We start from the raw sequence: 20,522 nt of genomic DNA on the forward strand, positions 1-20,522 counted from the left end.
GCGGCTTTTCCCGGGCGCTGCCGATGATCGCGGCATGAGCCTGACCCCGCGCGATCTCGGCATGGATGTTCCCATTTCCCGCCGCGACTTCTTCGACGGGATCGCCGTCGGCTGCGTGGCCGCGACCGCCGCCCCGTACGCCGCCGCGCCCGCGCGGGCGGCCCAGGAGCCCTCAGGGCCGTCCGCGCTCCGTACGCCGTTCACGGTGCTCGGCGACACCGGTGAGGCGCTCAGCGTCCCGCACGCGCTGCGGGACGGGCGGTTCTGGGAGCACGCGGGCACCCCCGTGCCGACGGGCGAGCACTACGGGCTGGTGGTCGTGGGCGCGGGCCGCAGCGGGCTGGAGGCGGCGGCCGAGTGGTCGCGCCGCCGCCCGCGCGACCGCGTGCTGGTCCTGGACAACCATCCCGAGGGCGGGGCAGGGCGCGAGCCGCTGCGCCGGGGTGTGGCGTTCGACGCCGTGATGTGCGACAGGGAGAGCTTCGGCGCGGACACGCTCGTCACGCTCTCCGGCCCCGGCTGGATCGACCGGCTGCCGATCGACGGGCAGGCGCGCAAGGACCTGCGCACCCTGTACGACGACCCGCCCGACTGGCTGCCCGGCCTGTCGCGGGAGGCCAAGGAGGAGCGGCTTGCGGGGCTGACGTACTCGGCGTTCCTGCGCGAGGTGTGCGGCGCGCACCCGGACGCCGAGCGGTTCTGCCGCACCATGTCCGCGCCCGAGTGGGGCTACGACACGCGGGCGTTCGGCGCGATCGACGCCTGGGGCACCGGCTATCCGGGCTTCGACGGGCTGGGGCTCGACCGGTCGAGGCCGTCCCGGTACAACTCGGCGACCGTACGGGCCGAGTGGCACGGGGCCGCGCGGGAAACGCCCGCCCCGCAGGACGCACCCGTGCGATGGTCGAGTCCCGTGGTGTCCGTGCGGGACGGCGCGCGTACGGCGACCGTCGGCTACTTCGACGGGCACCGGGTGCGCACCGTCGAGGCGGGAGCCGTCATCCTGGCCTGCCCGAGCGCGGCCGTCCCGTACCTCGTGCCCGATCTGCCCGAGGAGCGGCGGCGGGCGCTGTCCAGGGCCGTACGCGTGCCGCTGCTGCGCGCCGAGGTGCGCCTGAGCGACCCCGAGGCGTGGCGGCGGCTGGGCGTGCGCAGGGTGCGGTGGACGGGGGCGTACTGGTGCGCCGCCGAGTTCGCGCCGCCCGACCGGGTGCAGCTGCTGGCCACGCCGTGCCGTTCGGAGCTGGGTCCCGACGCGGGCTCGGCGGCGGGGCGGCGCGAGCTGTTCAGGACGCCCTACGAGGTCTTCGAGCACACCGTGCGCGATCAGCTCGCCAGGCTGCTCGGCCCGGCCGGCTTCGACCCGGGGCGCGGCATCGCGGCGATCACCGTGCACCGCTGGGGACACGCGATTCCCCCGGAATATCGGCGACCGTGGCACGAGTCTCATCCGGACGGACCGTCCCCTGCGGACGCGGCGCGCGGGCGCTTCGGCCGGATCGCGATCGCGGGCTCCGACGCGGGCGACGGCGCCGCCGTGCTCGCCGTCGAGGAGCTGACGAGATGAAGAGACTGTGGCCGCGGATCTTCCTGACCGGTCTCGTCCTGTGGCTGGCGACCGTCGTGGTCACCGCCTGGACGGAGAACCCCAACCTCGTGCCGACCGTGGTGCTGTTCGGCAGTTTCCTGGTCCCCGTGACGTTCGTGGTGTGGGCGTACGGGCGGGGCCGCTCGCCGGTAGTGACCGTCGAGCTGCTGTTCAAGGCGTTCGTGATCGGCGGCGTGCTCGGGGTGCTCGGGGCCTCGCTGCTGGAGAACTGGCTGATCCGCCCGTCGCTGCTGATGTACGTGCTGGTCGGCCTCATCGAGGAGGGCGTCAAGCTGGCCGCGCTGGTGTTCGTCACCCGTCACGTGGCCAGGCGCTTCACCAGGGACGGCGTGGTGCTCGGCGCGACCGTGGGCTTCGGCTTCGCCGCGTTCGAGAGCGCCGGGTACGCCTTCAACGCCCTGTTCACCGCCGACGGGCTGTCGCTGACCCAGCTCGTGGAGACCGAGGTGCTGCGCGGCATCCTCACCCCCGTCGGCCACGGCCTGTGGACGGCGATCACCGGCGGCGTGCTGTTCGCCGCGCGCGGCCGGCTCTCCGCACCGGTCCTGCTGACCTACCTCGGGGTCTCGCTGCTGCACGCGCTCTGGGACTCGATGAGCGCCATCGCCATCGCGATCACGCTCGTGCTGACCGGGCGGCCGTGGCAGTTCGAGCTGCTGCGCATCGGCCGGGTGCCGGACGTGTCGGCGTGGCAGGTGCACGTGTACACGCTGGTGAACTGGGCGGGACTCATCGTGATCTCGCTGGTGGCGCTCGTGTGGCTGTGGGGTGTGGTGTCCGGAGGACGCCGCGAGAGGGAGATCTTGTCCCAATAATCACGAGAATGAACGTGTTCCCCCCACTGCGCCGGAAGCATAATCGGTGCTAGTCTCCTGTGCGATCTTCCGGAGGTGTATTTACACAAGGTGTGGAAATGCCCCCGACTCGAGGTTGGGACATGGGCTCGCGAAACCGGTCTATTCGGTTCAAGATCTTCTTATTGCTGCTGCTACCCCTCCTGTCTCTGAGCGCGCTGTGGGGTTTCGTCCTCAACCTCACCATGGGCGACGCACAGTCACTGCTTCGTGCGAACACCCTTTACTCCACCATCGGCGTCACCTCCATGGACCTGGGAACTCAGCTCCAGGCCGAACGCGTGCGCTCCGCGGAGACGGTCACAACGCGTCAACTCTCCGACGTGGTGCGCGCCCAGCGAGCCCGCACCGACCGCTCGGTCGCCGACTTCCGCAAGGCCGTCACCGAGGCGGGCGGCGCCGTCGACGGCAGCCTGCGCCGCCCGATCCAGGCCCTCGACAAGGCGCTCGACAACCTCACCGCCATCCGGGCCAACATCGACAACGGCTCCGCCTCACGGCTGTCGGGGCTCAACGCCTACAACCGCATACTCGACGCCCTCTTCGCCGTCTACGACCACATCGTCACCCTCCCCGACCTCACGCTCTCCCAGCAGGCGTCCTCGCTGCAGGCCATGGGCCACGCCAGGGAGTACATCGCCAGGGAGAACGCGCTCATCGTCGGCAGGCGCGCGGGGCAGCGGCTCAGCGAGGCCGAGGCGACCGCCTTCACCGAGTACGCCGCCTCCAGGAAGTTCCTGTACTCGCGTGGCCTCGCCGGTCTCGACGTGGCGCTGCGGCGGCCGTACGAGCAGGTCTTCGCCACCGAGCCCTACCTGAGCTTCGTCTCGCTCGAAGACCGCGTGATCAAGACCGGGGCGCCGCCGCATGACATCGCCGCCTGGCACGAGACCATGGACCGGCTCGCCTCCCGCCTCGACGACCTCAACGCCTCCTCCACCGCCACCCTGGCCGAACGCGCCTCCGGCGCCGCCATCGCCACCCTCGTCAAGATCTCCATCGCGGGCGGCCTCGGGTTGATCGCCGTGCTCGCGTCGATCATCATCTCTGTACGCTTCGGTCGTCGCCTCGCAGGAGAGCTGGCCGGGCTGCGTGCCGCCGCGGTCGAGCTGGCGCAGCAGCGGCTGCCCGCGATCGTGGCACGGCTGCGCAAGGGTGAGGACGTCGACGTACGGAAGGAGGCCAAGCCGATCAAGGTGAGCGGATCCGCTGAGATCACCGACGTGGCCAGGGCCTTCGGTTCCGTGCAGCGCACCGCCGTCGACGCGGCGGTCGGCCAGGCCGCGCTGCGGCGCGGGATCGGCCAGGTCTTCCTCAACCTCGCCCGCCGCAAGCAGGGCCTGCTGCACCGCCAGCTCGCGCTGCTCGACGGCATGCAGCGGCGTACGCACGACCCCGACAGGCTCGAAGAGCTGTTCCGCCTCGACCACCTGACCACCCGCATGCGGCGGCACGCCGAGAGCCTCATCGTGCTCTCCGGCGCCGCGCCCGGACGGGCCTGGCGCAAGCCGGTGCCGGTGATCGACATCGTCAGAGCCGCGATCGCCGAGGTCGAGGACTACACCCGTGTCTCGGTCGAGACCATGCCGGCCGGGGCCGTCGAGGGCACCGTCGCCGCCGACCTGACCCACCTCGTCGCCGAGCTGATCGAGAACGCCACCATCTACTCGCCGCCCGACACCACCGTCGAGGTGCGCGGCGACCTCGTCAGCAACGGCTACGCCATCGAGGTCGAGGACCGGGGGCTGGGGCTGTCGGCCACCGATTACGCGCGCTACAACGCGCTGCTGTCCAAGCCGCCGGAGTTCGACCTGGCGGACAGCGACAGGCTCGGCCTGCTCGTGGTGGCCACGCTGGCCCAGCGGCACGGGATCAACGTGCTGCTGCGCCGCTCCCCCTTCGGCGGCACGACCGCGATCGTGCTGGTGCCGCGCTCGGTCGTCACCGAGCAGAGCGCCCTGGAGGCGGCGGGCGGCGGCGGCAAGGCCGAGCTGCCCAGCCGTACGCGGAAGAAGGCGCTGGCCGTCGTGACCTCCGGCACCCACAACGGGCTGCCGCGACGCGTCCGCCAGGCCAGCCTCGCACCGCAGCTCAAAGAACCACCGCCGGAGCAGGAGCGGCAGGCAGAACGCTCTCCCGACGAGGTACGCGACCTGTTCTCCGCCTTCCAGCGGGGAGCCCAACGCGCCCGAGAAGAAGCTCCTGAGGAGGGGCCATGACTAAGGGGGATGCATGACTGTGCCGACCGCCAACACCGGTGAGCTCAACTGGCTGCTCGACGACCTTGCCACCAGGGTCGCAGCGGTGCGCCAGGCGGTGATCCTGTCGACCGACGGGCTCGCCGTCGGCCACTCGAAGGGTTTGACCCGTGAGGACGCCGAGCACTTGTCCGCCGTGGCCGCCGGTTTCCAGAGCCTCGCCAGGGGCACCGGACGGCATTTCGGCGGCGGTGACGTGCGCCAGACCATCGTGGAGATGGAGTCGGCGTTCCTGTTCGTCACGGCGGCCGGCCAGGGCACCTGCCTGGCCGTGATCGCCGAGGCGAACGTGGACGTGGGCCAGATCGCGTACGAGATGGCGATGCTGGTCAAGCGGGTGGGCCAGCACATCACGACCAATCCGCGCGCTGGAGCGTCATGAGCGACGGCCCGCAGTGGTTCGATGAGGAGGCGGGACCCGTCGTCCGCCCCTATGCTCTGATTCGCGGCAGAACACGGTCGTCGGGCGACATGTTCGACCTCGTGGCCACCGTGCGCACGCTCGGCGACCCCGAGGCGGAGCCCGGCGACGACATCGGCCCCGAACAGCGCCACATCCTGCGGGCAGCGCGAAACCCGATCTCGGTGGCCGATCTCGCCGTCGAGCTCGATCTGCCCGTCGGTGTCATCCGGGTCATGCTGGGTGACATGCGTGACAACGGCCTCATCTCGGTGACGTCGCCCTCCGCCGGAGGCGCGCGGTCGAATGAGCGCATTCTCAAGGAAGTGATCAATGGACTCCGTGCTCTCTGAGGACCCCGTCGCGCTCAAGATATTGATCGCGGGCGGGTTCGGCGTCGGCAAGACCACCCTGGTGGGGTCGATCAGCGAGATCAAGCCGCTGCGCACGGAAGAGGTGCTCTCCGACCGCGGGATCGGCATCGACGACCTCGACGGCGTCGAAGGCAAGAACACCACGACCGTCGCGATGGACTTCGGCCGCATCACGATCCGCGAAGGGCTGGTCGTCTACCTGTTCGGCACCCCCGGGCAGGAGCGGTTCTGGTTCATGTGGGACGAGCTGTCCTACGGCGCGCTGGGCGCCGTCGTGATCGCCGACACCCGGCGGCTGACCGACTGCTTCCCGTCCGTCGACTACTTCGAGCAGCGCGGCACGCCGTTCGTGGTGGCCGTCAACTGCTTCGACGGCGCCCAGCGGCACAGCGTGGACGACGTGCGCATCGCGCTCGACCTGGACGACGACGTGCCCATCATGCTCTGCGACGTGCGGCGGCGCTCGTCGGCCAAGGAGGTCATGATCACGCTGGTCGAGCACTCCTTGCGGCAGCTCACCTCGGCCAACTAGCGGCCTGCGCGCCCCGGACCCGCTACAGGGCACGCAGGCCGTTGATCACCTCGCGGAGCAGGCTCTCCGACGGGGTGGCGGCCCTGTCGCGCGGCGGGCGCACCGTGACCAGGTTGTGTTCGAGCAGGTCGCCGATCAGCACCCGAACGACACCGACGGGCAGGCCGAGATCCGAGGCGATCTCGGCGACCGGCTTGTTGTGACCCGACACGCAGCTCAGCAGCCGCCGGTGCTGGGCGCTCAACTCGGCCTTGGCCGGGGCGGACGCCCCCGTCAGCACGACGGTCGCCAGCAAGTCGACCTCGGCGGAGGCGGGCCTGGTGCGTCCGCGCGCGACCGCGTACGGCCGCACGACGGGCCCCGCCTCCTCGTCAACCCACTCGTGCTCGCGGCTCACGATCGAGATCCCCCATCCTGCTCGCTTTCCTGCCGGCCGCGCTGCCAGCCCGACTGGAGCGAGGAGAGCAGCGCCCTGGCCTCCTCAGGCGAGCGCTCCTCAGCGGCCGGAGCCGGCCCCTGAGCCGGTCCCTGAGCCCGTGTCTGACCGTTGCCGGGCTCAGGAGCCCGCCTCAGCCGCTGCCGCTGCGGCAGCCCTGTGGTCCGCTCACGGCGCGGCAGCTGCTGGGGTGGCGGGTCGTCCTGGGGCGGCGCCTGCCTCGGCAGCACCGCCCCGGCGTTGTTGCGCTTGCTCGTACGGATGCGGCGCGGCAGCCCGCCCGGCCCCGTGGGCTCCGACCTGACCACCGACACCGGGACCGGCTCGGGCTCCGGCGGTGCGGGCGGCGCGATGGGCTCCACCAGCGAGGCCGGCACGAGCACGATCGCGGTGGTGCCTCCGTACGGTGACGGCTTGAGCGTGACCTTCACCCCGTGCCTGGCCGCCAGCATGCCCACGACGGCGAAGCCGAGCCGCTCGGTCTGCGACGGGTCGAACTCCGGCGGGCTGGCCAGGCGGGCGTTGATGGCCCTGCGGGTCTCCTCGTCCATGCCCAGGCCGCGGTCTTCGATCTCGACGGCGAAGCCCCTGCCGACCATCTCGCCGTGCACCGAGACCTCGTTGTTCGGGGAGGAGAAGGAGGTGGCGTTCTCGATCAGCTCGGCGAACAGGTGCATGAGGTCGGCCACGGCCGCGCCGGAGACGCCGCACTCCGGCATCGGGTAGACGCGGACCCGGGTGTACTCCTCCACCTGGGCGGCGGCGCCGCTGAGCACGTCCTCGATCGGGATGGGGCCGCGCCACCTGCGGCCCGCGGAGCCGCCCGACAGCAGCACCAGGCCCTCGGCGTGGCGGCGCATGCGGGTGGTGAGGTGGTCGAGCCGGAACAGCCGCTCAAGGGCCTCGGGCTCCTCGGTCTGGCGCTGCATCTCGTCCAGCAGCTTGAGCTGGCGCTGCAGCAGCGACTGGCTGCGCCTGGCCAGGTTGCGCAGCGCCTCGGCGATGCCCTCGCGCAGCCTGGCCTGCTCGACGGCGGCGTCCACGGCGGTGCTCTGCACGCTGTCGAAGGCCGCCGCGAGGTCCTTGACCTCGCTGGTCGCCTTCTCGCCGACGGTGATCGGCGGGGCCTCGGTCGCGATGTCGACCTTGTCGCCCTTGCGGAGCTTGGCGACGACGTCCGGGAGCCTGATCTCCGCGAGGTCGAGCGCGGTACGGCGCAGCGCGCCCAGCTCGCGGGTGAGCCGGCGGCCGACCCGCACCGAGATGACGACGGAGAAGATGACCGCGATCAGGCCGAGCGCGCCCGCGACGCCGGCCCGCACCACGACCGCCGTGCCCGCGGGTTCCATGCGGGCCAGCAGCTTGTTGCCGGTGGTGGAGATCGCCTGGCGGTACTCCGTGCGCACCTGGTCGGAGATGCCCCGCCACAGGTCGAGGTCCATGGGCTGGCCGCTGATGTACGCCTCCAGGAGGTTCTCCATGGTGACGTAGCGGGAGCTGTAGTAGAGCTTCTCGAACGGCGCCCGCAGCTCGGTGTCGAGGTTGGCCAGGGCCTTGGGGAACTCGTACCTCCTGGCGCCGTCGAGGCTGGCCAGCATGTGCACGTCGTGCATGCCCGCCTTGCCTTTGGAGGCGATGACCAGGGCGTGCTCCCTGGACAGCAGCTCGCGGGCCTGGTCGGCGGCGATCAGGCCCTGGGCCTGGAGCGCGAGCTCCAGGTCGGTGCTGACGGTCAGGCGGGAGTAGAGCAGGTGGATCTCGTCGGAGATCCTGGCGTACTCGGTGACCAGGGCGCTCGGGGTGAAGCGGCGATCGTCGGCCTTGCGGCGGATGTCAGGCAGCCGGTCGATCGCCTCGAAGACGGTCGAGAGCTGGGTCTTCATGTCCTCCGTCAGCGCCGACTGGGTGTCGTCGGACGTGGCGGCCTGGCGGAAGTTCTTGACGCGCTCGTCCACCTTGGCGCGGGCCTTGGCGATGGCGTCCTCGTCGCCGCCCGATCCGGCCAGGCGCTCGGCCGTCTCCAGCCGCTCGGTCTGGAGGTCGGCGATCAGCCAGTCCGCGTGGTTGATCACACCCGTCCAGATGGTCTCGACCTTGAGCAGGTTGAGCGCCTCACCCAGCGTGGTGCTCGCGGCGAAGCCCCATAGCGCTACCAGGGAGACCAAGGGGATGACGAGCAGCGTCGAGATCTTGAATCGGATGGATCTGCCCGATGCCATGACACCTGCTCCCGGATAGAAGATCGCGGGAGAGAATAGCATCGAAACACATGGTTTTAAGATCGACTAGCGATAAATCTGTGATATGTCGGGAAATTTATCGCCTTGCGGGTGCTCCGCTGCCACGTCAGCACCACCAGGCCAGGCCAGTACGGCGAGCAGCGCCACCTCCGCACCCAGCAGCAACCGCTCCACGAGACCGATCATGACCCGCTCGCCCGGCAGCGCCACGTAGGTGATCGCCAGCAGCCCGAACCCCCCGGCCAGCGACACCCACTCCACCGCCCGCGCCACAGGCTTCCAGGCGGCGTCTGAGGCCAGTCTGGGCACCAGCAGCGCGCCCGCGGCCGGGAGACTCACGAACGCCGCCACGGACGTGTACCGGTGGATCTGCGCCGCGAGGTCGAGGTTCTGGCCGATGGGTGTGGTCGGGACGGCCGCGGCCACCACCAGGGCGCCCGACCACACCATCAGCAACCGCTCGGGCCATCCCCGCACGGGCGCCCCCGACGCCCGCAGGCCCAGCAGCAGCGCGAGCGACCCGATGCCCAGCACCGCCATCGCGGTCTCCGTGACGCCCCCGCGGTCGGCCACGGCGTACTCGCTGACCGTGACGTTCACGGGGTCGAGCTGCGGATCGGGGACGAGCTGCCCCGCCACCACGGCCACCACCGAGAACAGGATCGCGGCACAGGCGATCCAGGGGCTGAGCCTCGTCACTGCTGCGGTCATGCGCCCAACTCTTCCGCCAGTGCGGGGCCGTACACATCGGGCCTTTCCCCCTATCCACCCCTGACCCGACCCCTAGAGGACACCCCTGAACCCCCCTGAATGATCATTTGCGAGGGTGGAAAAATCCGATCATCGAAAATCCCGGTCCCGCGCCCGGAAAATACGACGCCCCGCCGGCGTCGCGTGCCGGCGGGGGCGCGGAAAATCGCGATCAGTCCAGGATGTGGCCGGTGGCGCGGTGGTAGCGCGCACGCAGCGAGGGAACGGGGTCGCCGGTGTACGTCTCCGCCTCCCCCGTGCTCCAGTCCGGCGGCTCCGTGACGAGCGTGGCCGCCTGGTATGCGGCGCCGTTGGCGACGTACTCGGCCGGCGGCGGCACGGCGATCGGCAGGCCGAAGACCGTCGGGGCGATGCGGCGCACCGCCTCGGAGCGGGCCGCGCCGCCGATGAGCAGCACGCGCTCCGGCTGCATGGCGAGCGCGTCGAGGGCGTCGGCGAGCCCGCACAGCATGCCCTCGACGGCCGCCCGTGCCAGGTGCGCGGGGGTGGAGGTGGCGAGCGTGAGCCCGTGAATGGAGCCGGTGGCGGTGGGCCTGTTGGGCGTGCGCTCGCCCTCCAGGTACGGCACCAGCGTCAGCCCGTCGGCACCCGGCGGCGCCTGGAGCGCGAGCTCGCTCAGCTCCTCGAGCCCCACGCCGGCGATGCGGGCGGCGGCGTCCAGGACGCGGGCGGCGTTGAGCGTGCAGACCAGCGGCAGGAACCGACCGGTCGCGTCCGCGAACCCGGCGACCAGCCCCTCCGGGTCGGCGCTCGGCGACTCCGCGACCGCGAACACCGTGCCGGAGGTGCCCAGCGAGACCACGACGTCGCCGGAGCGCGCGCCGACGCCCAGCGCGGCCGCCATGTTGTCACCGGTGCCGGGACCGACCAGGATCGGGCCCTCGTTGGCGGCCTCGGCCGGCCCGAGCACGCGAGGCAGCTTGGGCACCGTGCCGAGCGCGGTCTTGAGCAGGTCGGTACGGTACGCCCCCGTCGCGGGCGACCAGTAGCCGGTGCCGGAGGCGTCGCCCCGGTCGGTGACGAGCCTGTCGAGCGAAGGCGTGGGCGCGTCGGCCCAGGCCGAGACCGAGAACGGCCCGCTCTCCAGCGCCCCGATGAGCCGCCAGGTGAGCCAGTCGTGCGGCAGGCACACGGCGGCGGTGCGCGCGACGCTGTCCGGCTCGTTCTGGGCCAGCCAGCGCAGCTTGGTGACGGTGAACGAGGCCACGGGCACGGACCCGACCGCATCGGCCCACGCCTGCGGCCCGCCCAGCTCGGCGATCAGATCGGTGGCGGCCTGCGCGGAGCGGGTGTCGTTCCACAGCAGCGCCTCGCGCACGACCTGCCCCGACTCGTCGAGGCAGACCATGCCGTGCTGCTGCCCGCCCACGCTGATGGCGGACACGCCGTCCAGCCCGCCGGCCTTGTCGATGGCCTGCAACAGCGCCGTCCACCAGTGGGACGGATGTACTTCCGTGCCGGCGGGGTGGGAGGCCCGGCCCTGCCGCACCAGCTCACCGGTGTCCGCGTCTCGAATGACGACCTTGCAACTCTGCGTGGAGGAATCGACCCCTGCGACCAGCGTCACCCACGAACTCCTAACAAGTGGTCCAGCGCAAGCTGGGTGAGATGCGTGAAATGGTATCCGCGGACGGCGGCTGCCTCGATAACGATGTCGTCGCCCACAAGACCAGTCTGCGTCTCGCCGCGATCGGGCGCGGGGCCGATGCCCCGGGCGGCTCTGCGCCGCACGTCGCGGATGAAAGCGCCGTAGGCCCCTGGTCCGGCCGGGCGGTGCACGCTCTGGGCGGGGCCGAGGGGCGCCCGTACGGCGCCCCCGAACGGATCGCACGCCCGCCAGGCCGTCCACGGACCAGCCGTCCGCGAACCGACCATCCACAGACCGGCCATCCACAGACCAGCCGTCCGCGAACCGACCATCCACAGACCGGCCATCCACAGACCAGCCGTCCGCGAACCGGCCGTCCACAGACCGAACGTGAACCAGCCGTCAGGGGGTGGCTCGTCCATGGTTCGATGCTCCCCTGGCAGCCGGTCGTGCACAACCATGCCGAACGCGATCGCGCGATCCCAGGGCCCGCCGCCGGGCGCCCCGCGGCTCAGAGACCGGAGGGATCGCGCCCCACGCTGATCTCCTCGGCGATCTTCCGGATCTCCGCCACCTCGAGGCCGGGAGCCTTGGGCAGATGGCGCAGCAAAGCGTCCATCACCACGGGGACGGGCTGGCCGGCGAACCGGCCCGCGATCCCGTGAACCGCCCTGAACAGTGCCTCTTCGGTGTCGTGCATCGGCCTCTCCTCGGTCGGGTACCCGGCAACGCTACGGCCTCCGCCCGACAGTTTTCTCGCTAGCCCTCCAACGTGTTCCTGACGGCCGAGCAAATCTCGTCCAGCCGGCGCACCTGCTCCGGCGTGAGCACGTCGAACAGGCTGCGCCGCACCTCCTCGACGTGGCCGGGAGCGGCGGATTCGAGCACCGCATACCCCTCGTCGGTGAGCACGGCGAAGTGGCTGCGGCGGTCGGAGCTGTCCTGCTCGCGGCGCACCCACCCGTGCTCTTCCAAGCGGCGCACGGCGTGCGACAGGCGGCTTTGCGAGCACCCCGCCTTGACCGCGAGATCGGACATCCGCATCGTGCGCCCGGGCTGCTCCGACAGCACCGCGAGGATCACGTAGTACGTGTGCGGCATGCCGGCGTCGCGCTGCATCTGCCGCTCAAGCGCCTCGTGGACAAGCCGCGTCGCGGCCAGGAAGTTGCGCCACGTACGCTGCTCATCATCATCCAGCCATCTGGTCACCCTCCCAATTTAGTTGCACGCTCATATACTCGATCCCGGGACCCGTCGAGAGGGGCGAACCATGCCGGTCCAGCGGCTCAACCACGCCGTCCTGTACGTACGCGACGTGGAGGCGAGCGTCGCCTTCTACCGCGAGGCCCTCGGATTCGACGTGGTGATGAGCATGCCGGGCGCCGCCTTCCTCCAGGCCCCAGGCTCGTCCAACGATCACGACCTCGGCCTGTTCCAGATCGGCCCGGACGCCGCGCCGTCGCCCGCGGGACGCACCTCCGTCGGGCTCTACCACCTGGCCTGGGAGGTCGACACGCTGGAGGAGCTGGAACGCGTCCGCGCCAAGCTGGCCGAGCTGGGTGCGCTGGTCGGCGCGTCCGACCACAGCACCACCAAGGCGCTGTACGCGCGCGACCCCGACGGGCTGGAGTTCGAGGTGTCCTGGCTGGTGCCCGCCGCGCTGCTCACCGAGGAGACGCTGGCGGGGCGGACGCGGGTGCGTCCCCTCGACCTCGACGCCGACATACGGCGCTACGGTGCGCGGACCAGGGGCGGCGTGGGGGTGTCGATTCCCGCCTGACGTACCGTGGAGGTATAAGCCCTCTGGTCATACGGAGAACCGGCCATGCCAAGCGATCCTGACCATGTGGTCGACGCCATCGACGGCGTCGTCGAGGAGTGGGAGACGCTGAGCGCCGACGCCATGCGCTGGGCGCCGCCCGAGAGCAAGCGCCCCGACCTCATGACCGAGGTGAGCGATATCTTCGGACCGCTCGTCAACGCCGTCACCCACGCGCTGCGCCCGATCGGCGACGCGTTCGAACGGGTGCTCACGTCGCTGGAGGAACACGTCGGCCAGGCGATGATCGAGCAGGGCGAGCGCGGTGAGCAGGGCGAGGAGGCCGACCGGCGCGGCGAGTGACCGTCAGCTCGTGCGGCGGCGTTTGGTCCTGCGCGGGTAGGCCCTGGCGGTCTCGGCCAGGCGGGCGGCGTGCTCGGCCTGCTTGCGCCAGTGCCCGTACGCGTCGCCGCGCTGCGCCAGCCGGTCCAGCTCGCTCATCGTGCTCAGCGGGATGAACGCGGGCTCGGCGTCGCGCCACGGCGTGCCGGGCAGCGGCATGAACGTGTGGGTGTGGATGCGGGCGCCCATGTCGGCCAGCTCACCGGCCAGGGCCAGCGACTGCGCCTGGTCCTCGGGCGACTCCCCCGGCATGCCGAAGATGAAGTCGACGTTCGGCCGGAAGCCGTGCTCGACCGCGATCCTGACGGCATCGCGTACGGGCGAGGTGCCGTGGCCGCGCCCCGAGGCGGCCAGCACCTTGTCGGAGCCGGACTGGGCGCCGATGATGATGTTGTCGTTGGCGACGTACCGCTTGAGCAGCCGCATCGCCTCAGGGGTGACGTGCTCGGGCCGCACCTCGGACGGGAAGCTGCCGAAGAACACCCGGCCGTGCGGCGGCAGCTCCTCCTTCACCCCGGCCAGCAGCTCCTCCACCTTGTCGAGGTCGGGGTCGGGCCCGGGCGAGCCGTAGGAGAGCGAGGTGGGCGTGATGAACCGTACGTCCCGCAGCCCTCTGTCGACCATCGAGCGCACGTGCTCGCGCACGCTCGCCACCGACCGGTGCCGGAACTGGCCGCCGAACATGAACGGCGTCTGGCAGAAGCGGCACGTGTAGCGGCAGCCGCGGGTGATCTCGATCGGCCCGTGCCTGCCCACGAAGGACGGGAACGCGTCGAGCGGAAGCTGCGGCGCCGGCCTGGTGCGCAGCGCGACGCCGTCGGAGTCTCTGATGGCGAGGCCGGGCACGCTCGTGAGCGGCGCGTCGTCCTGCAGCGCGCGGACGAGCGAGATGATCGTGGACTCGCCCTCACCGATGCCGGCGAGGTCCCACCCGGCGTCGATGACCTGCTGGGGCTCGGCGGTGGCGTGTACGCCGCCCGCGATGTGCAGGCCGCGGCCGTCGCTGAGCTGCTTGACCGTGGCGAGCTCGGCGGCCATGGCCTCGGCGTCGGGAGAGTAGAACGACCAGAGCGTGATCACTCGGTCGGCCGTCGTGGCCTTGATGTGTTCGGCGGTCTCCTCTGGGGTGGTGCCGAGCCGCAGCTCGTGTTCGACCTTCGCGGTCTCCAGGGCGGCGAGCAGGGCGTGCACCCCGTACGTCACCGCCTTGCGATATCGGACCACCACACAGACTGCCAGCGCCACGTCCGGCAGCGTAGCTCAGGCGTGGGCGAGCCGCATCGCGCGCAGCGGCTCGGTGAGCTTGGCCAGCTCGGCCAGCATGGCGTCGGCCCCCTGCTCCATCTCGGGGGTGGGCCGCAGCTTCTTGTCCTCGGTCAGGCGCTGGGCGACGAAGGGGATGATGACGCCTTCGAGCACCGGCACCATCTTCATCGAGCTGACGACGTGGCGCAGGCCGGTGACGGCGCGGGTGCCGCCGGAGACGCCGCCGTAGCTGACGAAACCGACCGGCTTGTGCTGCCACTCGATGCACAGGTAGTCGAGTGCGTTCTTGATCGTCGCGGGGAAGCTGTGGTTGTACTCGGGCGTCACGAACACGTACGCGTCGGCCCGCTCCACGGTGGCGCTCCACTCCTTGGTGTGGGCGTTCACGTACTGGCGCAGCTTGGGGTGGTTGGGCTCGTCGAGCAGCGGCAGCGCCACCTCGGCCAGGTCGATCAGCTCCACGTCGAACAGGCCGGACGCGGCGGCTTTGTCGCGGAACCACTCGGCCACGGGACGGCCCGCGCGGCCCGGTCTGGTGCTGCCGACGATGATCTGCAGGACAGGCTTGACTTCCATGGTTACTCCAGGTGAGCGGGATTTGACTGCTCAACATAATTGAGGAGCTACATATTCCTTAGCAAACGCTACACTGGAAACATGAGCCCCCCGTCCGTGTGCACGCGCTTCCACATCGCCCTGGAACTCATCGGCGCCCGCTGGTCAGGGGCGGTGATCAGCATCATCTTCAAAGGCGCCCATCGATACGCCGACATCAAGGCCGCCATCCCCGGCATCAACGACACGATGCTGGCCAGGCGCCTGCGCGAGCTGGAGTCCGCCGGCATCATCGAGCGCCGGGTGCTCGCCACCTCGCCCGTACGCGTCGAATACCACCTGACCGAAATGGGGCAGGAGCTGCGCCCTGTCGTGGACGAACTGGTCACGTGGGCGCACAAGTGGATCCCGCTGCCCGAAGCCGCCTCCGCCTGACCCGCGTCCTGTGACTCCTGCGGGCCGTCCGGCCCTCGCGGACTTCGCACCCCACGCGACTTTCGCAGCCGTCGTGGACTTAGCACCTCACGCGACTTTCGCGGCCGTCGCCCGCTTCTGCGGCTTTTGCGTTGCGTACGCCGGTAGCGCAACGCGCCTGGCGTGCGCGAATCCGTCGCCTAGAATCGACGGCATGACCTGGCGACATTGATCCATAACCTGCGGATCCATCACCAGAGGCCGGCGCGGGGCGCGCGGGCCTCCGAGTCGACGAGCACTCGGAGCCCCATTCGATCCGCCCCTGGAAGGCCTCATGCTCGTCGCATCGTTGTACGCGTACGCGTTCCTCAGCGAATTCATCCTGCTCTACCCGGTATACGCGCTGCTGTTCACCGATACCGGTCTCTCTCTGGCCCAGGTCTCCAGCCTGTTCGCCATCTGGTCCATCACCGGCCTGCTGCTGGAGATCCCGTCCGGCGCCTGGGCCGACGCGGTCTCCCGCCGCCTGCTGCTCTGCCTCGGCCCGCTGCTGAGCGGGCTCGGGTTCGCCCTGTGGGTGCTGTTCCCCTCGTACTGGGCCTTCGCCGTCGGCTTCGTGCTCTGGGGGACGGGCGAAACGCTCGTGTCCGGCTCGTACGAGGCGCTCGCGTACGAGGAGCTCGACCACCGCGGCGAGGCCGGCCGCTACGCCACGGTCATCGGCCGGGCCACCGCGGCGGGCATGATCGCCACCGCGGCCGCCATGGCGCTGGCCGTGCCGGTGTTCGCCGTCGGGGGCCATCCCGCCGTCGCGACGGCCAGCGTGGCGGCCTGCGTCCTGTGCGCGGCCACGGCGCTGACGCTGCCCGAGCACCGGGTGCGCCAAGAGGCGCCGTCGTACCTGGCCGTGCTGCGCGAGGGCATCGCGCAGACGCGGGCCGATCGGCGCGTCACGCACGCGGTGCTGCTGGTCGCCTTCGTGGTCGCGGTCTGGGGCGCTCTTGAGGAGTACATCCCGTACCTCGCGCTCGAAGCCGGGGTGCCCAAGGCCGCGGTGCCGCTGCTGGTCCTGCTCGTCACGCTGGGCGTCGCGGGCGGCAGCATGCTCGCCGGGCCCGCGGAGCGGCTGCCGCCCCGCGCGTACGGGCTGCTGCTCGGTCTGGCCGCGCTCGCCCTGGTGGCGGGGGCACTCAGCCGGCACGTCGCCGGGTTCGTGCTGATCGCGCTGGCGTTCGGGGCGTTCCAGCTCGCCGGGGTGCTGGCCGACGTACGGCTGCAGAACCGCATCAGCGGGCCCGCCCGGGCCACGGTCACCTCGGTGGCCGGTCTCGGCACGAACGTCGTGACCCTGGGGACGTACGGGGCTTACGGGGCTCTGTCAACTTACGGGTCCAATGGGACGACGTTCGCGCTGCTCACCCTTCCGTACCTGATCATCGCCCTGCTCACCGCCCGCGCTCCCCGATAGCGGCCTGAGCAGCGCCATCGGTGGCCGGAGCCGAGAACCGGCTCCGGCCACGTCTTTTCGGACGACATTTATGCGCTGTGAGATAGGTCCGCAATGGGAGCCATAACACCGAAATAGTGCCCTTTCGGTATCTGAACATCGGGGCGCAACAGCCGTTAACTTGACAGCACCCCCACCCGAGGAGTGCACATGTTGAGTAAGCGCTGTGCGCTGGCAGGCGGGCTGTTCCTCGCCGTCTGCCTGGCAACCCCCATGAGCCCGGCCTTAGCTGACCCGGCACCTCAAACCGCCTCCCCGTCCGCACCACCGGAGATGATCGACGCGCTCGAACGCGACCTCGGTCTCTCCGAAGATCAAGTCATGACCCGCCTGGCGAACGAAGAGCGCGCCGCCGCCACCGAGAAGAGCCTCAGCTCCGAACTGGGCAACGACTCCTTCGGCGGCGCCTGGCTCAACGACGACGCGACCCAGCTGAACGTCGCCACCACCGACCCGGCGGAGGTTTCCGCCATCGAGGCGCGCGGCGCCAAGCCCGTCGTCGTCAAGCGTTCGCTCGCCGAACTGAACGGCATCATGGCCAAGCTCGACCAGGCCCCGGAGAAGGCCAGGGCGGGCGCGGCGCTCTGGTACGTGGACGTGAAGACCAACACCGTCTCCGTCCAGGCGCCCACCGTCGAGGCGGCCCAGGCCCTCGCCGACGCCGCGGGCGTCGACAAGAGCGCCGTCAACGTCTCCGCGACGACCGAGCAGCCGAAGCCGCTCATCAACATCATCGGCGGCAGCCCGTACTACATCGGCTCCAGCCGGTGCAGCGTCGGCTTCGCCGTCACCCGTGGCAGCACGCCCGGCTTCGTCACCGCGGGCCACTGCGGCCGGGCCGGCCAGACCACGAGCAACCCGTCGGGCACCTTCCAGGGCTCGTCCTTCCCGGGCAACGACTACGCCTGGGTCGCCGCCCCCGGCAACACCGTGACCCCGTACGTCCGCGGGTCCGGCGGCGCCTACGTGACCGTCCGCGGCTCCACGCAGGCCTCGGTCGGCTCGTCGATCTGCCGCTCCGGCTCCACCACGGGCTGGCGCTGCGGCACCATCCAGCAGCACAACGCCAGCGTCACCTACCCGCAGGGCACGGTCACCGGCCTGACCAGGACCAGCGCGTGCGCCGAGCCCGGTGACTCCGGCGGCTCGTTCATCTCCGGCAACCAGGCGCAGGGCATGACCTCCGGCGGGTCCGGCAACTGCACCTACGGCGGCACCACCTACCACCAGCCGGTCAACGAGGCCCTGAGCGTGTACGGGCTCACCCTCGTCACCGGTTGATCCTCCGCTGCCTACGCGGATAAAACGCGGCGCGTCCCCACGGGGGCGCGCCGCCCTTTTCGCGCCTGCCCCCGCCCATCAAGCCGCCCCCGGCTCATCGGGCCCGTCCCCGCTCATCAAGCCACCCCGACTCATCGGGCCCGTCCCCGCCCATCGCGCCGGACGGCCGCTCGCCCCCTGCGGCACCACCGCGATGACTTTCACACGGCCCGCGGGTCTGTACTGCCGACGTCAGCGAGAAGGGACCTCTTGGCGATGCAGCGCCCCGCACTCGGCAGCATCCTTCTGTCCAGCACCGACCCGGAACGGCTGCGCACCTGGTACGCCACCGCGCTCGACCCGTCGGAGAACACCGAGGTCAACGGATACCGGGTGCTCAGGTTCGGCGGCTTCTACCTGTTCATCGACGGCCGCGGGGACATCGCCGACACGAACCCCGAGCCCGGCCGGGTGATCCTGAACTTCGACGTGCCCGACGCCCGCGCGGTCGTCGCCCGCATGGAGCAGGCCGGCACCCAGTGGCTGGCCGGCCTGGAGGACCGCGACGGCAGCCTCCTCGCCACCGCCATCGACCCGGACGGCAACTACGTCCAGATCATCCAGCTCAACCAGCCCCACTGACTCCGGTGCGCTCACGGATCGGCGACGCGGAGGCAGGTGCCGTCGCGCCGCCTGTCGTTGCTCTGCTCCGGTCCGGCGTCCTCCGGCGATGCGTCAGAGCACCGCGGAACCGTCACCGGCGGCGTCCGCCCCGGCCTGCCTGCGAACTCCGCCCGGCTCGGCCCGGCCATCACCGGGTTCCCGATCGCACCGTCATTTGACCAGGCAGAACTCGGGATGCGCGGCCCATGCGCGCAGAAACGCCGGCGTGCCGAAGGCCGTCGAGTGCTCCGGCACCAGCGCGATGAGACCCTCAAGATCGGCGACCGCCGGTACATGCCGGTCGTCCACCTCGACGTTGGCGACGCCCCCGACCACGTCCATGATGGCGGCGGTCAGGAGGGCATTGGCGACGTGGTCTATCTGACCGTTGCTCATCGCGGCCACGTTGACGGACTGCGTCGGTTCGAAGCCGATGTACGCCGGAAAATCCGGCGACTCCAGGTGCTCGGCCTCGAACCACTCCTCCTCGCCGATACCCGGCCCATGGACGGTGACCAGGAACGGCCGATGTGCCCCCGGCGTCTCGTCCTCGACGATCCCGAGATGCCTGGCGCAGACAGTGAGGTCGTACGCGCCGGGACGCCTTTCCTCGAAACGACCGGACATGTGGAACAGCATTCGGCGCAGGTCCGCCAGCGCCGCGTCCGGCACCGGTTCCGGTAACTCGATCAGCAACACAGGACCGGCCACGCCACCGAGCATAACGACCCGAATGCCGCGTACAGCCGGATTTTCTGGCCCGCACGGGAGCACGCAGAGATCGGCACATGTAGGGGTGTCCACATGCGGGGACCGTCCGATGACGAACCGCTCCCAGCCTCCTCGCCACCGCCATCGACCCGGACGGCGACTACGTGCAGATCATCGAATCGAAGCGTGGAACACCACCGGGTGTCCTCGTAGGCTTCGATCATGGATTGGCTGACGTGGCACGACCAGTACGACGTCCCCGGCTCCAACCTGGCGCGGCGCTTACAAGTCGTCCAAGAGCGCATCCGCCTCGCGCTCGACACCTCCCCGCCCGGCCCGCTGCGGCTCATCAGCCTCTGCTCCGGCCAGGGCCGCGACGTGCTGGAGGTGCTCGCCGAGCACCCGCGCCGCGACGACGTCCGAGCCCGCCTGGTCGAACTGGACCCGCGCAACACCGCCATCGCCTCGGAGGCGATCGCATCGTACGGACTCGGCCAGGTCGAGGTGCTGACGGCCGACGCCGCACTCACCGACCGCTACCAGGACCTGACGCCCGCCGAGATCGTCCTCGTCTGCGGCGTGTTCGGCAACATCACGGACGAGGACATAGAGCGCACCATCGACACCTGCCCCCAGCTGTGCGCCACCGACGGCGTGGTCATCTGGACCCGGCACCGGAAGGCCCCCGACCGGGTGCCGCTGATCTGCCGCTGGTTCGAGGAACGCGGCTTCGAACGCGCGTGGGTGTCGCCCCCGGAGGCCGGCTTCGGCGTCGGCGTCCACCGCTTCAAAGCCGACCCCCTTCCCCTCGTGCCGGGGCGGCGCATGTTCACGTTCACCGATGATTCCCGGACGGAAGCGCCGTCATAAGCACGAGCGACACGAAGGTCGCTCGACAGCCAGCGACCCCGGGAGTCCCGATC

22 protein-coding genes are annotated in these 20,522 nt (G+C 70.7%); 13 read left to right on the plus strand and 9 right to left on the minus strand.

The annotated features are described in order from the left end of the window. Nucleotides 1–34 precede the first annotated feature (34 nt). The 6 genes from WBK31_RS34955 to WBK31_RS34980 all read left to right on the plus strand — a co-directional run bounded on the left by WBK31_RS34955 (nucleotide 35) and on the right by WBK31_RS34980 (nucleotide 6,027). Nucleotides 35–1,567 carry a hypothetical protein gene (locus WBK31_RS34955; protein WP_406673797.1) on the plus strand — a complete coding sequence of 511 codons (1,533 nt, stop codon included), beginning with the start codon at nucleotides 35–37 and terminating at the stop codon, nucleotides 1,565–1,567. Then, entirely contained in the window at nucleotides 1,564–2,424 is an 861-nt protein-coding gene (locus tag WBK31_RS34960; RefSeq protein ID WP_364061843.1) for a PrsW family glutamic-type intramembrane protease, read from the plus strand. The genes WBK31_RS34955 and WBK31_RS34960 overlap by 4 nt, the downstream gene beginning before the upstream one ends. Nucleotides 2,425–2,588: 164 nt before the next feature. Next, the gene (locus WBK31_RS34965) at nucleotides 2,589–4,682 is read left to right on the plus strand and encodes a nitrate- and nitrite sensing domain-containing protein (protein ID WP_364061840.1); all 2,094 of its coding nucleotides are present in this window, start codon (nucleotides 2,589–2,591) and stop codon (nucleotides 4,680–4,682) included. A gap of 13 nt (nucleotides 4,683–4,695) precedes the next feature. Further along, a complete protein-coding gene (locus tag WBK31_RS34970) occupies nucleotides 4,696–5,103 on the plus strand; it encodes a roadblock/LC7 domain-containing protein (RefSeq protein WP_364061837.1) in 408 nt (135 codons plus the stop codon). Then, entirely contained in the window at nucleotides 5,100–5,474 is a 375-nt protein-coding gene (locus tag WBK31_RS34975) for a DUF742 domain-containing protein (RefSeq protein WP_406673798.1), read from the plus strand. Before WBK31_RS34970 ends, WBK31_RS34975 begins: the two co-directional genes overlap by 4 nt. Beyond that, nucleotides 5,455–6,027, plus strand: coding sequence for a GTP-binding protein (locus WBK31_RS34980; protein WP_406673799.1), 573 nt, complete (start codon nucleotides 5,455–5,457; stop codon nucleotides 6,025–6,027). Before WBK31_RS34975 ends, WBK31_RS34980 begins: the two co-directional genes overlap by 20 nt. 22 nt (nucleotides 6,028–6,049) lie before the next feature. On the opposite strand, the gene WBK31_RS34985 is transcribed toward WBK31_RS34980, so the two are convergent. From WBK31_RS34985 to WBK31_RS35010, 6 genes are all read right to left on the minus strand, one after another. Further along, a complete protein-coding gene (locus WBK31_RS34985) occupies nucleotides 6,050–6,424 on the minus strand; it encodes a DUF742 domain-containing protein (RefSeq protein WP_364061828.1) in 375 nt (124 codons plus the stop codon). Next, the gene (locus WBK31_RS34990) at nucleotides 6,421–8,682 is read right to left on the minus strand and encodes a nitrate- and nitrite sensing domain-containing protein (RefSeq protein WP_364061825.1); all 2,262 of its coding nucleotides are present in this window, start codon (nucleotides 8,680–8,682) and stop codon (nucleotides 6,421–6,423) included. Before WBK31_RS34990 ends, WBK31_RS34985 begins: the two co-directional genes overlap by 4 nt. Before the next feature lie 66 nt (nucleotides 8,683–8,748). Continuing rightward, nucleotides 8,749–9,414: a DUF998 domain-containing protein gene (locus tag WBK31_RS34995; RefSeq protein WP_406673800.1), complete on the minus strand. Its 666-nt coding sequence runs from the start codon at nucleotides 9,412–9,414 to the stop codon at nucleotides 8,749–8,751. 211 nt (nucleotides 9,415–9,625) lie between these two features. Next, a complete protein-coding gene (locus WBK31_RS35000; protein WP_406673801.1) occupies nucleotides 9,626–11,041 on the minus strand; it encodes a xylulokinase in 1,416 nt (471 codons plus the stop codon). A gap of 532 nt (nucleotides 11,042–11,573) precedes the next feature. Beyond that, nucleotides 11,574–11,762, minus strand: coding sequence for a hypothetical protein (locus WBK31_RS35005; RefSeq protein WP_043619667.1), 189 nt, complete (start codon nucleotides 11,760–11,762; stop codon nucleotides 11,574–11,576). A 59-nt stretch (nucleotides 11,763–11,821) separates the two neighbouring features. Then, complete coding sequence (locus tag WBK31_RS35010) at nucleotides 11,822–12,271, minus strand: MarR family transcriptional regulator (protein WP_364061815.1); 450 nt, start codon at nucleotides 12,269–12,271, stop codon at nucleotides 11,822–11,824. A gap of 61 nt (nucleotides 12,272–12,332) precedes the next feature. Here WBK31_RS35010 and WBK31_RS35015 point away from each other — a divergent pair, with 61 nt between their 5' ends. Both WBK31_RS35015 and WBK31_RS35020 read left to right on the plus strand, forming a co-directional pair. Further along, a complete protein-coding gene (locus WBK31_RS35015) occupies nucleotides 12,333–12,842 on the plus strand; it encodes a VOC family protein (protein ID WP_364061812.1) in 510 nt (169 codons plus the stop codon). A gap of 45 nt (nucleotides 12,843–12,887) precedes the next feature. After that, on the plus strand, nucleotides 12,888–13,184 hold the full coding sequence (locus tag WBK31_RS35020) for a hypothetical protein (RefSeq protein WP_364061809.1): 297 nt from the start codon (nucleotides 12,888–12,890) through the stop codon (nucleotides 13,182–13,184). A 3-nt stretch (nucleotides 13,185–13,187) separates the two neighbouring features. Here the strand turns inward: WBK31_RS35020 and WBK31_RS35025 are convergent, their stop codons facing one another. Both WBK31_RS35025 and WBK31_RS35030 read right to left on the minus strand, forming a co-directional pair. Continuing rightward, a complete protein-coding gene (locus tag WBK31_RS35025) occupies nucleotides 13,188–14,468 on the minus strand; it encodes a TIGR04013 family B12-binding domain/radical SAM domain-containing protein (protein ID WP_406673802.1) in 1,281 nt (426 codons plus the stop codon). A gap of 15 nt (nucleotides 14,469–14,483) precedes the next feature. Beyond that, on the minus strand, nucleotides 14,484–15,065 hold the full coding sequence (locus tag WBK31_RS35030) for an NAD(P)H-dependent oxidoreductase (protein ID WP_364061803.1): 582 nt from the start codon (nucleotides 15,063–15,065) through the stop codon (nucleotides 14,484–14,486). An 81-nt stretch (nucleotides 15,066–15,146) separates the two neighbouring features. Here WBK31_RS35030 and WBK31_RS35035 point away from each other — a divergent pair, with 81 nt between their 5' ends. The 4 genes from WBK31_RS35035 to WBK31_RS35050 all read left to right on the plus strand — a co-directional run bounded on the left by WBK31_RS35035 (nucleotide 15,147) and on the right by WBK31_RS35050 (nucleotide 18,867). Then, the gene (locus WBK31_RS35035; RefSeq protein WP_364061800.1) at nucleotides 15,147–15,479 is read left to right on the plus strand and encodes a helix-turn-helix domain-containing protein; all 333 of its coding nucleotides are present in this window, start codon (nucleotides 15,147–15,149) and stop codon (nucleotides 15,477–15,479) included. 313 nt (nucleotides 15,480–15,792) lie between these two features. Next, nucleotides 15,793–16,926, plus strand: a complete 1,134-nt coding sequence (locus tag WBK31_RS35040; RefSeq protein WP_364061797.1) for an MFS transporter — start codon at nucleotides 15,793–15,795, stop codon at nucleotides 16,924–16,926. 189 nt (nucleotides 16,927–17,115) lie between these two features. Next, on the plus strand, nucleotides 17,116–18,246 hold the full coding sequence (locus tag WBK31_RS35045; RefSeq protein WP_378785910.1) for a S1 family peptidase: 1,131 nt from the start codon (nucleotides 17,116–17,118) through the stop codon (nucleotides 18,244–18,246). A gap of 255 nt (nucleotides 18,247–18,501) precedes the next feature. Further along, nucleotides 18,502–18,867: a VOC family protein gene (locus WBK31_RS35050; RefSeq protein ID WP_364063227.1), complete on the plus strand. Its 366-nt coding sequence runs from the start codon at nucleotides 18,502–18,504 to the stop codon at nucleotides 18,865–18,867. 192 nt (nucleotides 18,868–19,059) lie between these two features. Here WBK31_RS35050 and WBK31_RS35055 read toward each other — a convergent pair whose 3' ends face one another. Then, entirely contained in the window at nucleotides 19,060–19,599 is a 540-nt protein-coding gene (locus WBK31_RS35055) for a DUF6368 family protein (protein ID WP_364061792.1), read from the minus strand. A 222-nt stretch (nucleotides 19,600–19,821) separates the two neighbouring features. Between WBK31_RS35055 and WBK31_RS35060 the strand changes: the two genes are divergently transcribed. Next, nucleotides 19,822–20,469 carry a class I SAM-dependent methyltransferase family protein gene (locus WBK31_RS35060; protein ID WP_406673803.1) on the plus strand — a complete coding sequence of 216 codons (648 nt, stop codon included), beginning with the start codon at nucleotides 19,822–19,824 and terminating at the stop codon, nucleotides 20,467–20,469. Nucleotides 20,470–20,522: the final 53 nt, after the last annotated feature.

Origin of the sequence: Nonomuraea sp. N2-4H, assembly GCF_045291505.1 — a bacterium.
In the GTDB taxonomy this organism is placed as follows: Bacteria; Actinomycetota; Actinomycetes; order Streptosporangiales; family Streptosporangiaceae; genus Nonomuraea; species Nonomuraea fastidiosa.

Coding starts and splice junctions, on each gene's coding strand:
- WBK31_RS34955 (WP_406673797.1), top strand. CDS start 35: ATGAGCCTGACCCCGCGCGATCTCGGCATGGATGTTCCCATTTCCCGC.
- WBK31_RS34960 (WP_364061843.1), top strand. CDS start 1,564: ATGAAGAGACTGTGGCCGCGGATCTTCCTGACCGGTCTCGTCCTGTGG.
- WBK31_RS34970 (WP_364061837.1), top strand. CDS start 4,696: ATGACTGTGCCGACCGCCAACACCGGTGAGCTCAACTGGCTGCTCGAC.
- WBK31_RS34975 (WP_406673798.1), top strand. CDS start 5,100: ATGAGCGACGGCCCGCAGTGGTTCGATGAGGAGGCGGGACCCGTCGTC.
- WBK31_RS34980 (WP_406673799.1), top strand. CDS start 5,455: ATGGACTCCGTGCTCTCTGAGGACCCCGTCGCGCTCAAGATATTGATC.
- WBK31_RS34990 (WP_364061825.1), bottom strand. CDS start 8,682: ATGGCATCGGGCAGATCCATCCGATTCAAGATCTCGACGCTGCTCGTC.
- WBK31_RS34995 (WP_406673800.1), bottom strand. CDS start 9,414: ATGACCGCAGCAGTGACGAGGCTCAGCCCCTGGATCGCCTGTGCCGCG.
- WBK31_RS35005 (WP_043619667.1), bottom strand. CDS start 11,762: ATGCACGACACCGAAGAGGCACTGTTCAGGGCGGTTCACGGGATCGCG.
- WBK31_RS35015 (WP_364061812.1), top strand. CDS start 12,333: ATGCCGGTCCAGCGGCTCAACCACGCCGTCCTGTACGTACGCGACGTG.
- WBK31_RS35020 (WP_364061809.1), top strand. CDS start 12,888: ATGCCAAGCGATCCTGACCATGTGGTCGACGCCATCGACGGCGTCGTC.
- WBK31_RS35030 (WP_364061803.1), bottom strand. CDS start 15,065: ATGGAAGTCAAGCCTGTCCTGCAGATCATCGTCGGCAGCACCAGACCG.
- WBK31_RS35035 (WP_364061800.1), top strand. CDS start 15,147: ATGAGCCCCCCGTCCGTGTGCACGCGCTTCCACATCGCCCTGGAACTC.
- WBK31_RS35040 (WP_364061797.1), top strand. CDS start 15,793: ATGCTCGTCGCATCGTTGTACGCGTACGCGTTCCTCAGCGAATTCATC.
- WBK31_RS35045 (WP_378785910.1), top strand. CDS start 17,116: ATGTTGAGTAAGCGCTGTGCGCTGGCAGGCGGGCTGTTCCTCGCCGTC.
- WBK31_RS35050 (WP_364063227.1), top strand. CDS start 18,502: ATGCAGCGCCCCGCACTCGGCAGCATCCTTCTGTCCAGCACCGACCCG.
- WBK31_RS35060 (WP_406673803.1), top strand. CDS start 19,822: ATGGATTGGCTGACGTGGCACGACCAGTACGACGTCCCCGGCTCCAAC.